The 12,393-nt window shown below is 41.9% G+C and carries 10 protein-coding genes; 7 read left to right on the top strand and 3 right to left on the bottom strand.

The window, feature by feature from the left end; translation table 11 throughout:
* The first annotated feature begins 54 nt into the window (after positions 1–54).
* Positions 55–1,410 carry an aspartate kinase gene (locus Q7A53_RS02110; protein ID WP_411787453.1) on the top strand — a complete coding sequence of 452 codons (1,356 nt, stop codon included), beginning with the start codon at positions 55–57 and terminating at the stop codon, positions 1,408–1,410.
* A 119-nt stretch (positions 1,411–1,529) separates the two neighbouring features.
* On the opposite strand, the gene Q7A53_RS02115 is transcribed toward Q7A53_RS02110, so the two are convergent.
* From Q7A53_RS02115 to Q7A53_RS02125, 3 genes are all read right to left on the bottom strand, one after another.
* Entirely contained in the window at positions 1,530–2,288 is a 759-nt protein-coding gene (locus Q7A53_RS02115) for a 3'-5' exonuclease (RefSeq protein ID WP_411787454.1), read from the bottom strand.
* Entirely contained in the window at positions 2,288–4,198 is a 1,911-nt protein-coding gene (locus Q7A53_RS02120) for a DUF294 nucleotidyltransferase-like domain-containing protein (RefSeq protein WP_411787455.1), read from the bottom strand. The genes Q7A53_RS02115 and Q7A53_RS02120 overlap by 1 nt, the downstream gene beginning before the upstream one ends.
* Positions 4,199–4,270: 72 nt before the next feature.
* Positions 4,271–4,504, bottom strand: coding sequence for a DUF2627 domain-containing protein (locus Q7A53_RS02125; protein ID WP_411787456.1), 234 nt, complete (start codon positions 4,502–4,504; stop codon positions 4,271–4,273).
* A gap of 137 nt (positions 4,505–4,641) precedes the next feature.
* Here Q7A53_RS02125 and Q7A53_RS02130 point away from each other — a divergent pair, with 137 nt between their 5' ends.
* The 6 genes from Q7A53_RS02130 (at position 4,642) to Q7A53_RS02155 (ending at position 12,391) form a co-directional block, all read left to right on the top strand.
* Complete coding sequence (locus Q7A53_RS02130) at positions 4,642–6,720, top strand: sigma 54-interacting transcriptional regulator (RefSeq protein ID WP_411787457.1); 2,079 nt, start codon at positions 4,642–4,644, stop codon at positions 6,718–6,720.
* A gap of 100 nt (positions 6,721–6,820) precedes the next feature.
* A complete protein-coding gene (gene yqiS, locus Q7A53_RS02135; protein WP_411787458.1) occupies positions 6,821–7,723 on the top strand; it encodes a phosphate butyryltransferase in 903 nt (300 codons plus the stop codon).
* A 12-nt stretch (positions 7,724–7,735) separates the two neighbouring features.
* On the top strand, positions 7,736–8,830 hold the full coding sequence (gene bcd / locus Q7A53_RS02140) for a branched-chain amino acid dehydrogenase (protein ID WP_411787459.1): 1,095 nt from the start codon (positions 7,736–7,738) through the stop codon (positions 8,828–8,830).
* Positions 8,831–8,855: 25 nt separating this feature from the next.
* Entirely contained in the window at positions 8,856–9,941 is a 1,086-nt protein-coding gene (gene buk / locus Q7A53_RS02145; RefSeq protein WP_411787460.1) for a butyrate kinase, read from the top strand.
* Between the two features lie 14 nt (positions 9,942–9,955).
* Complete coding sequence (lpdA, locus tag Q7A53_RS02150; protein ID WP_411787461.1) at positions 9,956–11,377, top strand: dihydrolipoyl dehydrogenase; 1,422 nt, start codon at positions 9,956–9,958, stop codon at positions 11,375–11,377.
* Positions 11,378–11,398: 21 nt separating this feature from the next.
* The gene (locus Q7A53_RS02155) at positions 11,399–12,391 is read left to right on the top strand and encodes a thiamine pyrophosphate-dependent dehydrogenase E1 component subunit alpha (RefSeq protein ID WP_411787462.1); all 993 of its coding nucleotides are present in this window, start codon (positions 11,399–11,401) and stop codon (positions 12,389–12,391) included.
* Positions 12,392–12,393 lie beyond the last annotated feature (2 nt).

Here is a 12,393-nt window from a genome sequence, read left to right on the forward strand (position 1 = left end):
TGGTACAATTCTTAATTATTAATCACTTTAGTGAAGTAATGGGGAGTTGTACATATGAAGGTAGTCAAATTTGGCGGAAGCTCAGTGGCTGATGCCACTCAAATTAAAAAAATTACGAATATTATTGAAGCAGATAAGAAAAGAAAGGTCATCGTCGTTTCAGCCCCAGGAAAAAGATTTCCAGATGACACAAAAACGACTGATTTATTAATCCGCTTAGGGGAATTGGTACAGAAACAGGAAAGTTATACGGCCATCTACCATCAAGTCATCGAACGATTTTCCTTGATGGTTGAGGATTTAGGACTTCAAAAAGTTGTTCTTAGTCAAATCAAGTCTACTATAGAGGAAGCAATAAGTAAGGTAAGCGCACGAGAAGATAATGGAATGGATACACTTAAAGCTTGTGGGGAAGATGGAACCGCGCATGTGTTAAGCGCCTACCTCCAAAACCAGGGTCATGCTTCTTCATACGTAAATCCAAAGCAGGCGGGCATTCTTGTGAGTGAACAACCCGGTGGTGCACTTGTGCTCAATGAGAGCTTTGAGAAACTATATCAACTGCGGGAACGAGAGGAAATCCTTGTCATACCTGGTTTCTTTGGTTACACACCGGAAGGAAAACTGGTGACTTTTTCTCGCGGCGGTTCGGATATTTCAGGTTCCATCGTTGCAGCTGGTTTAAAAGCAGAGTTATACGAAAATTTCACCGATGTGGACTCGGTGTTTTGTGTAAACCCAGCTATTGTTCATCAACCAAAACAACTAACTTCACTTACCTATCGAGAAATGCGTGAATTATCCTATGCAGGATTTTCTGTTTTTCATGATGAAGCTTTAATTCCAGCGTTTAAAAATAAAATTCCAGTTTGTATCAAAAATACAAATAATCCCGATGGAAAGGGTACAATGATTGTTTCTGAACGGGCAGAGGGCAACGACCACGTGGTTGGGATCGCTAGTGATACGGGATTCCTTAACTTGTATGTAAGTAAATACTTGATGAACAGGGAGATCGGATTTGGCCGCAAACTTCTGCAGATCCTGGAGGATGAGGAAATTTCCTTTGAGCACGCTCCATCTGGAATCGATGACATGTCAGTGATCATTCGTGATCATCAATTACCGAAAGACAAAGAAGCAATGGTCGTTGACCGAATTAAGCGAGAGCTCAAGGTGGATATGTTAGATATTGAACGTAACATGGCGATGATCATGTTAGTGGGCGAAGGGATGAATCAAACGGTTGGTATTGCTAGTAAAGCAGCAGCAGCATTTCGTGACGCCAATGTAAATATCGAAATGATTAACCAAGGTTCTTCAGAAGTATCCATGATGTTCGGTGTTAAATCTGATCAGCTCTCAACTGCTGTTCAATCTCTTTACAAAGCATTTTTTGAGGTGAGTTAATAGAGGCATGGGTATTCAAGAAGTATATCATCCATCTCTTGTTTATTTTAGATAGAGATTTGAAGATCATGTAAGGTGTTAGGACTGGTTATTCTACGGCATAAAAAAAGCGAAGCCCCTTATTTGGGGATCTTCGCTTTTTTTTGCTTATAAAGAATTGATTTTAATCCCTTAAGGGTGCTTACATTAGCTTCTATGGTTTGTGTCAGTAGTTTATGAAATAGTTCAGCCGTCATCATCGCATCATTCAAGGCATGATGGCGTTCCTTCTTCTGAATTTGAAAATGATTAAGTAAGGGGTCCAACTGGTACCTTACGGAAGGGACTAACCATTGGGCCATCGTCTGTGAGTCGATTACTACTGGTTTGTATTCAGGTAATTTCCAACGTTTCAGCATCGCTTGTAAAAAGCGCATGTCAAACTTTGCAGGATGAGCAACCAATACACTGCCTTCACTAAATTCCATGAATTCACGAAATCCTTCAAAGAAGGGGCTGGCATTACTCAATTGCTCACGAGTGAGGCCGGTAAGCTGGAGAGTTTGACGATTCACGTATCGAATAGGATTAATTAAATGATGAAACGTTTTCCTGTGACAGGAATCTAACCCATGAATGCGAATCGCTCCAATCGAAATGATCTCATGGCCGATTTCAGGAATAAATCCAGTTGTTTCTAGATCGAAAATCGTGTAGTCCAATTCTTCTAATGGCTGATTGAGAACAACACTGCGGCTGGAAGTGTTCTCTTGGTGTTTTTTAAGTTGATCTTCCAGCTTCTGATACGAATACCACTTTAAATATGGTTTAATTTTGAAATAGTACATCGGTTTTTCGAAAAATATATACTTTAGAATTTGTAAGTCAGTTGGTATCATTAAACCACCCGATTTCGATTATAGCTGAGTTCTAGTACCTGCTGCAGGCGTTTGGCTATAATGAGGGCTTCGCGCAGAGATCGGCGCTCATCTTTCTTTATTTGTGTAAGTTTAAGGTCATTGGATAAAGGTTCTCCTTGCTCCAGCTGCCTTAAGTTTTCTTTTAACCGGAAGAGCATTAATCGATGAAGCGCAAGTTTAGCATTTTCCACGTCTCTTGGATGGAATCGCTCTTGCTCTTCCAGTGACTTTAAGCGGTTAATCGTATTGATGTCTTCTACACCATATTTCATACTGTAAATTCGGATGGCGTTTACTATTTGCATTATAGCTGATTTTTTAATATTAAGGGTCCGTTTTTTCCCTGCTCCAGATATTCTCCCGAAAGGCTGTACAGGAACTCGGAATCTCAAGGTGTCTTTCATTAATAGCTGATGCAGACTCAGGGAGCGTTTTACTCGGGCAGTGACAAATTTTTTCAGTTCATATGCAAGCGAATAATCACCAAATATCGGCCGGAAATCCATGAAGATGGTGAAATCACGTATTTCCTCAGCATCCATCTTCTCAATCCACTGGTTTACGCTTCTTTCCCACTCTGCTGTCTGCTTGCGCCATTTATCTTCCTTAGCCATAATCCCGCCTTTACAGTAAGGGTAACCGCATTCGTCCAACATGGCATTGATTTTTTGGGAGAAGAGCAGGAAATAGTCATCAATCTGTTTCTTATTTTTGGAATGGTCATAATTAGATAGGATCATTCCATTATCCTGATCAGTGGAAAAGGCCTGTTCTTTTCTCCCTTCACTGCCCATGACTAAAAAGCAGTAATTAACGGGAGGCGCTCCATGACCTTCCTGAATCATTTCATCTTCAGCAATCTGAACGACCTGCTTGTGTATACGATCATTGTAATTTGTCATTAGTTCAGCAATATCATAGGCAAACATGCCCTCATGAATTAAGCTCTCCACAAATTGGTGAAACCTGCGATTATAAACAGGGGACAATTGTTGAATTTCTTCGATAGATGCCGCATTGGAGATTCTGTAAGTTAAATCAAAATAAACCGAATTCTTAATTGTAAAAAATGAGGATTGCCTTAAAATCCCGACAATTTTGTCCCTGTGCAGGACTGGAATGATTTCCGTCGGGTGATGTTTTAAGTAACTAAGTGCATCATAAATAAATTCTTGATCACTTATGGAATAGGCTTCTTCTGACATATAGGCTTTGACAGGATTATTGTGATCATTTTCGAAATACGCTCTAAGCAAATCCCCGTAATTGATCATCCCCAGCATTGTTTTTCTATCTTCACTGACGATCAATGCCTCAACCTTCTGTTTTTGAAGCAGCCGTGCAGCTTTTTCAATAGGGTCGTCCGGATGGATAAATCGAGGAGTTTCCATATAAGCATCAGCACGCTTTTTGTAAAGCTCCCGGTCATCCTGTTCATCTGTGGTCGAGCTCTTATACTTAATTTCATCATAAAGGCTTTTCATTAAGTGACTGATACCGTCCATGACAACTTTAGAAAATTGAGAGTTTTTTGCCAAGATTTTCATAAAGGATTCACGTTCAAAGCGCAGGGTGCTGATTGGCTCTAACGCTTGGACTGAAAACCTCATTTCCCCGCTTGTAAGCAGAATCATCAATCCAATTAAGTCTCCTGGATAATAAAATCTTACAGATAATTGTTTTCCATTAGATCTGTGCATAATGTTTTTAGCTAAACCGGAAACTAGAAAGTGGATATCAATGGAGTCATCTTTCTGATCTTCATGAATGATAAATTCATTCGTACTGTAATTCTTTTCTGATGCGTTGCTAATTAGTTCATTGTATTCATCCTCTGATAATAAGTCGAAAGGATACTGGTTCCTGAATAATTCAAATTGATCTGTCACACTGCAAAACTCCTTCTGACGATAGATCGTTCAACTGTTCATAGTATATCAAAAAAAGCAGAGCCTATAGCTCTACTTTTGCTTGAATTGCCCTTTTGTAAGATTTCTTTTACGATCTCGGTGCAAAATAAAACCACCGATAAATCCTATACCTAATATAACGAATAGTAAACCAATTATTCCTTGCAGGGCCACATGAAAAAAGAGAGAGTGAAGCTCCCCGAAAAGAGCGTCTCTCATGAGCTTAATACCAACAACGGCAATAATACCCGGAATGACTAATGTGAGTAAAGCGATTAAGCGCATGACCATATCTCCTTTATGTCTTACAATCCACATTTAGTATATCAAATTAACATAATTCTGAAAATACCAGAATGCTTGCCAAATTATGCAGAGTACGATAGGATAAAGATGCGCAAAATTTTGCAGGGTGTGATGAAATGAAACGTGTCTTAATTGTAGGGGCAGGTAAAGGTGGAACCGCCCTGTTAAAATTGTTAAATGAAACGGATCGAATGCAAATTGCTGCCATCACAGATGTGAATCAGCAGGCTGCAGGTCTTGATGTGGCCAGAAAGTATAATATACCTACAGGGCCAGATTGGCAGGAATGGATACATAACCAGATCGATATTGTGATAGAAGCAACAGGGAGTGATCAGGTTTTTGAAGAAATTCGGGCTGAACGGGACAACAGCACGGTAGTCATTCCAGGCTCCGTTGCCTATATCACCTCTGAACTTCTAGAAGAGAAAGAGACACTTCTGCATGAGATGAAGCAGCAAACGGACAATCAGAAACTTATTTTAAACAGTATTCATGATGGAATGATAGTCATTTCGGATGATGAGAAGATTACCTTTATGAATCGCAGCGGTGAAAGGATTCTTAATAAGCTGAAGGACGATGTTATCGGACGGCCTGTAAAGGAGATAATTCCAGCATCACGCCTGCCTCATCTACTAAAGACTAGACGCAAAGAAGTCAATCAAAAGCTTGTTCTTGAGAATGGAAAAAAAGTAATTACAACGAGAATTCCTATGATTGGTGCCGAAGACAGAATCATTGGTGCCTATGCAGTCTTTAAGGATATAACTGAAATTGTCGATCTTGCTGAAGAACTTACCGATTTAAAGGAAGTAAAAACGATGCTGGAAGCCATTATTCAATCTTCTGACGAAGCGATATCTGTGGTAGATGAAAATGGAAACGGTTTAATGGTGAATCCAGCTTATACGAGGATAACTGGATTATCTAAAGAGGAAATTGTTGGAAGACCTGCGACAGTAGATATATCAGAAGGGGAAAGCATGCATATGAAGGTGCTTAAAACTCGTCGTCCTGTTCGAGGAGTCCGGATGAAAGTAGGGCCAGGAGAAAAAGACGTACTTGTCAATGTCGCCCCTGTGATTGTGGACGGTAAACTGAAAGGCAGTGTAGGGGTGCTCCACGATGTATCAGAGATCCAGTCACTAACCAGCGAGCTTCGTCGAGCGAGGCAGATTATACGGAGTTTGGAAGCGAAATATACATTTGATGACATTATTGGTGAATCCCAAGAAATGACCCTTGCGCTTGAACAAGCAAGAGTGGGTGCCAGAACTCCTGCTACTGTTCTACTGAGGGGAGAGTCTGGAACAGGCAAAGAATTGTTTGCCCACGCTATCCATAATGAAAGTAAACGGCGTCATCATAAATTTATCCGTGTGAATTGTGCTGCTATTGCAGAATCCTTATTGGAAAGTGAATTATTTGGATATGAAGATGGTGCATTCTCTGGAGCAAAACGCGGGGGCAAGAAAGGTTTATTTGAAGAAGCCAATTACGGAAGCATCTTTCTTGATGAAATAGGTGAATTGACGCTTCCCATGCAGGCGAAATTATTACGCGTCCTGCAGGAAAATGAAATTCTTCGAGTAGGTGGTACGAAGCCTGTTCAAATTGATGTGCGGGTCATTGCAGCTACCAATAAGAATTTAGAGAAAGCGATCATGAATAAGACTTTCCGAGAAGACTTATATTATCGGCTGAACCGGCTGCCTATTTATATTCCGCCTCTTAGAGAGAGAAAAGAAGATATTGACTTATTATCTAAACACTTAATCCAAAAATTGAATGATGATTACGGAAGAAATGTAACTTCCATAGATCAAGAAGCCCTTGGAAAATTGATGGACTATCAATGGCCGGGAAACGTGAGGGAACTGGAAAATATGATCGGGCGGGCCATGATTTATATGGAGAATCAGCAAGAAGTGATCCGCCTTGAACATATTCACTCTCTTACTAAAGAGTCCCCTTCTTTACAGGAAGAAAGTCAACCTGATGGTTCATGGCTGGGCGAGACCCTTCAGCAGGCAGTAGATGAATATGAAAAAAGGTTGTTAGCTGATGCTTTCAGGGCGCATGATTTTAACAAAACTCAGACAGCGAAGGCTTTAGGGATATCTATCCGAAATCTTTACTATAAATTAGAAAAATACTCACTGGATAAAACCAGCATGCAAAATTTTTCATAATGCAAGAAATGCATAGTGCAGGAAGTTGGGAATAAAGTGTTTTCAAATTCATGTATTCCGGCACGATTTTTGCACTTGTCTAGAATGAAGAGGTGAACTAATGAGAAGCTTAGATGAAATGATTGACCAGCTCAATAAAAAGAAACCTCAAACGGTCTCTGTAGCTCAGGCTGGAAGCCAGGAAGTATTAAAGGCAGTAAAACTTGCTGCTGAAGCAGGTATTGCCGAATTTATTTTAACTGGCAGCGCCGAAGATATCGAAAAAAAAGCTGAAACAACCGGCCTGGACTTAAACCAGTCTGGTATAAGTGTTCAGGACTGTTCTGTAGAAGAAGCGGCGGCGCAAGCGGTAAAGGCCGTTCATAATCAGAAAGCTGATGTTGTCATGAAAGGTCATATTGACACGAAGTCACTGCTGAAGCAGGTGCTTCATAAAGAGTATGGGTTACGTGGCGGAGGGATTTTATCTCATGTTTCGCTTTTTGAAATCCCCAACTATGATCGGTTGATTTTTTTAACGGACGCTGGGATGAACATTGCCCCTAGTCTTGAGGAAAAGGTCCAGATCATTGAAAATTCTGTTGCCGTAGCCAGACAAGCGGGATGGGAAAACCCTAAAGTTGCCCCTTTAGCGGCTGTGGAAGTTGTGAATCCATCCATGCCTGCGACTATGGATGCAGCCATTCTTACTCAAATGAATCGCAGAGGGCAAATTAAGAATTGTCTGATTGATGGACCGCTTGCTTTTGACAACGCCGTCGATCTTCGCGCGGCGGAAGAAAAAGGAATCCAATCAGAGGTTGCTGGAGCGGCCGATATTTTACTAGTTCCATCGATTGAAGCAGCAAATGCTTTATATAAATCATTTATGTATTTTGCCAATGCAAAAGTTGCCGCTGTGATTAGCGGGGCAAAAGCTCCTATTGTACTGACATCAAGAGCAGACACAGCAGAAAGTAAACTATATTCTTTAGCACTGGCCCTACATTCAACCAACAAATAGGAGGAATTTACAATGGAAATATTCAAGTATATGAACCAATATGATTACGAGCAGTTAGTATTCTGCCAGGATGAACAATCTGGACTAAAGGCGATTATTGCCATTCATGACACCACGCTTGGACCTGCTTTAGGAGGAACGCGGATGTGGACCTATGCTTCTGAAGAAGCGGCCATTGAGGATGCTCTTCGTCTTGCCAAAGGAATGACCTATAAAAATGCAGCGGCCGGTTTAAACCTAGGCGGAGGTAAAACGGTGATCATTGGGGATCCTAAGAAAGATAAAAACGAAGCCATGTTCCGTGCTTTTGGACGGTTCATCCAAGGGCTGAATGGACGTTACATCACAGCGGAAGATGTAGGAACGACTGTACAGGATATGGATTTAATTCATGAAGAGACAGATTTCGTTACAGGAATTTCTCCTGCCTTCGGTTCATCCGGTAACCCATCTCCAGTTACCGCTTATGGTGTGTACCGTGGTATGAAAGCTGCTGCGAAAGAAGGCTTTGGGTCCGATTCCCTTGAAGGTAAAACAGTAGCTGTTCAAGGTGTAGGAAATGTTGCCTTTACATTATGCCGTCATCTTCATGAAGAAGGGGCCAAACTTATTGTTACAGACATTAATGAAGAAGCTGTTCAAAGAGCGGTGGAAGAGTTTGGAGCAGAAGCAGTAGGTACCGAAGAAATTTACGGTGTCGATTGTGACATTTATGCACCTTGTGCGCTGGGAGCCACGATTAATGACGACACGATCCCTCAGTTGAAGGCGAAAGTAATTGCAGGAGCTGCTAATAACCAACTGAAGGATACTCTTCATGGGGATATTCTTCATGAAAAAGGAATTGTCTATACTCCCGATTACGTAATTAATGCGGGCGGTGTCATTAATGTAGCTGATGAACTTCATGGATATAACAAAGACCGTGCAATGAAGCGCGTGGAAACTATCTACGACAATGTGTCTAGAGTCTTTGAAATTTCTCGCAGGGACAACATACCTACCTATAAAGCGGCTGACCGGATGGCGGAAGAACGTATTGATCGTTTACGCAATTCTCGCAGCCAGTTTTTGCAGAATGGTCATCATATTCTAAGCAGAAAATAAGGGAGAACAACGGAGGTCAAAGACTGTGCAAACCCATCGAATTCTAGTAATCAATCCAGGCTCTACATCTACGAAGATCGGAGTCTTTGACAATGAAGAGGCTGTATTTGAGAAAACGATTCGTCATAAGCCGGAAGAAGTTAATCAATTTAAGCGTGTTATTGACCAATACGAATTTCGAAAACAGGTAATATTAAACGTGCTTGATCAAGAGGGGATTAATATTAGTAAATTAAGTGCTGTCTGCGGACGGGGCGGACTGCTTCGTCCTATCGAGGGCGGCACTTATGAAGTGAATCAGGCTATGCTTGAGGATTTGAAAATCGGCTATAACGGAGAACACGCTTCTAACCTGGGAGGAATTATTGCCCATGAAATCGCAAAGGGACTGAATATAGGTGCCTATATTGTTGACCCTGTAGTCGTAGATGAATTAGCTGAAATTGCCAGGGTCTCCGGAGTCCCGGAAATCCCAAGAAAAAGTATTTTTCATGCCCTGAATCAAAAGGCCGTAGCCAGAAGAGCTGCACAGGATTTACATCAGTCTTATAATCAGTCCCGGCTAATTATCACTCATATGGGTGGAGGCATTACTGTAGGGGCGCATGCAGGAGGGAAAGTAATTGATGTGAATAACGGTTTGCATGGAGATGGACCATTTTCCCCTGAACGCGCAGGAACGGTCCCTGCTGGTGATCTTGTATCGCTCTGTTTTTCAGGACAATACTATAGAGATGAGATTATGAAGAAGCTGGTAGGTCAAGGCGGCTTAATGGCTTATTTGGATACAAATGATGCGCGAGAAGTAGAAAAGATGATTTCTCACGGAGACAAGAAGGCAAAGTTGGTGTTTGATGCCATGGCTTATCAAATTGCCAAAGAGATTGGCAGTATGAGTACAGCCTTAGAAGGCAAAGTTGATGCCATTGTTCTGACAGGAGGACTCGCTTACGGTAAGTCATTTACACAAGAAATCTCCAAGCGGGTTCAATGGATTGCCGATGTTCTTATTTATCCGGGTGAAAATGAGTTAGAAGCTTTAAATGAGGGAACGCTGCGGGTATTAAATAAAGAAGAAATACCGAAGCAATATCCTAATTTTGCTGAATAGAAAGGAGATTAAGTATGGCTCAAGAATATGATTTAGTCGTATTAGGCGGAGGGACCGGTGGTTATGTAGCGGCCATTCGTGCTTCTAAATTAGGTTTAAAAGTAGCAATCGTTGAAGCAAGGGAGTTAGGCGGTACATGCCTCCACCGAGGATGTATACCATCTAAGGCTTTGCTGCGCAGTGCAGAAGTTTTCCGCCAGACTAAAGAAGCGGACCAATTCGGAGTTTCAACACAAACACCAACGCTGAATTTTCCAAAAGTACAGGAAAGAAAGCAGTCGATTGTGGACACATTACATAAAGGTGTTCAAGGGTTAATGAAGAAAGGTAAAATTGATGTTTTTGAGGGGTTTGGCCGGATATTAGGTCCCTCCATATTTTCGCCAACGGCAGGCACTATTTCAGTGGAAATGAACAATGGTGAAGAGAATGAAATGCTCATCCCAAAAAACGTTCTTGTGGCAACCGGTTCAAGCCCTAAATCACTGCCGGGGCTTGATATTGACGAACAGTACGTCATGACTTCCGATGAAGCTCTTAATATGAAGGAACTCCCTGCATCCATAATTATTATCGGCGGCGGAGTTATTGGAATTGAGTGGGCATCTATGCTGGCTGATTTCGGAGTAGAAGTAACAGTTTTAGAATATTTGCCTCATATTCTGCCAACGGAAGACCAAGACGTTTCTAAAGAGCTGACAAAGCAAATGAAGAAAAAAGGGGTCAACATTGTAACTGGTGCGAAAGTGCTGGCTGATTCTGTAGAGAAAAGTGAAGGCGTTTCCATTCAAGCTGAAGTTGCTGGAACAACGGAAACGTATCAAGCAGATCGAATGCTTGTTTCTGTGGGACGTGCTGCTAATGTTAAAAATATTGGTCTGGAAAACACTACGATTGAAGTTGAAGACGGTTTTATCCAAACCAATAAGTATTACCAAACGAAAGAAAGCCACATCTATGCGATAGGAGATGTAATAGGCGGAATGCAGTTAGCGCACGTAGCCTCACACGAAGGCATGATTGCAGTAGAGCATATGGCAGATCAACTGCCTCATCCTTTAAATCCAGACCATATTCCCACTTGTATTTACTCAAGCCCTGAAGTGGCTAGTGTAGGCTTAACGGAGCAGCAAGCTGAGGAACAGGGATATGAAATTAAAACCGGCAAATTTTCTTTTCAAGCAATAGGGAAAGCCCTAGTTTATGGAGAGACTGACGGTTTTGTGAAAATTATTGCTGACAAGCACTCGGATGATTTGCTTGGCGTTCATATGGTGGGTCCGCATGTCACGGATATGATTTCAGAAGCCGGACTTGCAAAAGTTTTAGATGCCACACCTTGGGAAATTGCAGAAAGCATACATCCTCACCCAACGCTCGCTGAAGCTATTGGCGAAGCGGCAATGGCTGTAGATGGAAACCAGATACATGGCTAAGCAACTAAAGGAGGGATTCACATGGCTAAAAATCGCCATAAGTCACTAGGTTTAAGTGACGACCAAGTATTAGATATGTTCCGTACAATGTTACTTGCTAGAAAGATTGACGAACGGATGTGGCTGCTCAACCGTGCAGGGAAGATTCCATTTGTGATTTCATGTCAAGGGCAGGAAGCTGCTCAAGTAGGGGCATCTTATGCGCTTGATAGGGATAAGGATTACGCCCTGCCTTACTACCGCGATATGGGTGTGGTCTTATCCTTTGGGATGACGGTGCAAGATTTAATGTTATCCGGTTTTGCTAAAGCGGAAGATCCAAATTCAGGCGGACGTCAAATGCCTGGCCACTTTGGACAAAAGAAAAATCGCATCGTAACGGGTTCTTCACCGGTCACCACTCAAGTGCCGCACGCTGTTGGCATCGCCTTAGCCGCGAAAATGGAGAAAAAAGATATTGTTTCCCTCGTCACGTTTGGGGAAGGATCTTCTAACCAAGGAGATTTCCATGAAGGGGCTAACTTTGCTGGGGTTCATAAATTGCCGGTTATCTTCATGGTGGAGAATAATAAATATGCCATATCTGTGCCTGTATCTAAACAGCTTGCCTGTGAAAAGGTATCGGATCGGGCCATTGGCTACGGAATGCCTGGGCATACCGTTGATGGAAATGATCCGCTCGCTGTATATGAAGTGGTTAAAGAAGCTGCAGAGCGAGGACGAAGAGGAGAAGGCCCGACTTTGGTCGAAGCTGTCTCTTACCGACTGACTCCACACTCCAGCGATGATGATGATCGTACCTATCGCGAAAAAGATGAAGTAGATGAAGCGAAGAAAAAAGACTCAATTGTTACGTTTGCGAACTACTTACGTGAACAGAATATTTTAACAGAAGAGAAAGAAACCGAATTAAATGAAGAAATCAATCATTTGGTCAATGAGGCAACAGAATATGCTGAGAATGCAGAGTATGCTGATGCCGAATCCGCATTGAACTTTGTATATGAAGAGTAAGG

It is taken from the genome of Halobacillus rhizosphaerae, assembly GCF_046719735.1.
Lineage (GTDB): Bacteria > Bacillota > Bacilli > Bacillales > Halobacillaceae > Halobacillus_B > Halobacillus_B rhizosphaerae.

Bases quoted from the DNA above. Each gene is read 5' to 3' on its own strand.
- Q7A53_RS02155 (WP_411787462.1), top strand. From the start codon at position 11,399: ATGGCTAAAAATCGCCATAAGTCACTAGGTTTAAGTGACGACCAAGTA.
- Q7A53_RS02125 (WP_411787456.1), bottom strand. From the start codon at position 4,504: ATGCGCTTAATCGCTTTACTCACATTAGTCATTCCGGGTATTATTGCC.
- Q7A53_RS02130 (WP_411787457.1), top strand. From the start codon at position 4,642: ATGAAACGTGTCTTAATTGTAGGGGCAGGTAAAGGTGGAACCGCCCTG.
- Q7A53_RS02115 (WP_411787454.1), bottom strand. From the start codon at position 2,288: ATGATACCAACTGACTTACAAATTCTAAAGTATATATTTTTCGAAAAA.
- lpdA (WP_411787461.1), top strand. From the start codon at position 9,956: ATGGCTCAAGAATATGATTTAGTCGTATTAGGCGGAGGGACCGGTGGT.
- yqiS (WP_411787458.1), top strand. From the start codon at position 6,821: ATGAGAAGCTTAGATGAAATGATTGACCAGCTCAATAAAAAGAAACCT.
- bcd (WP_411787459.1), top strand. From the start codon at position 7,736: ATGGAAATATTCAAGTATATGAACCAATATGATTACGAGCAGTTAGTA.
- Q7A53_RS02110 (WP_411787453.1), top strand. From the start codon at position 55: ATGAAGGTAGTCAAATTTGGCGGAAGCTCAGTGGCTGATGCCACTCAA.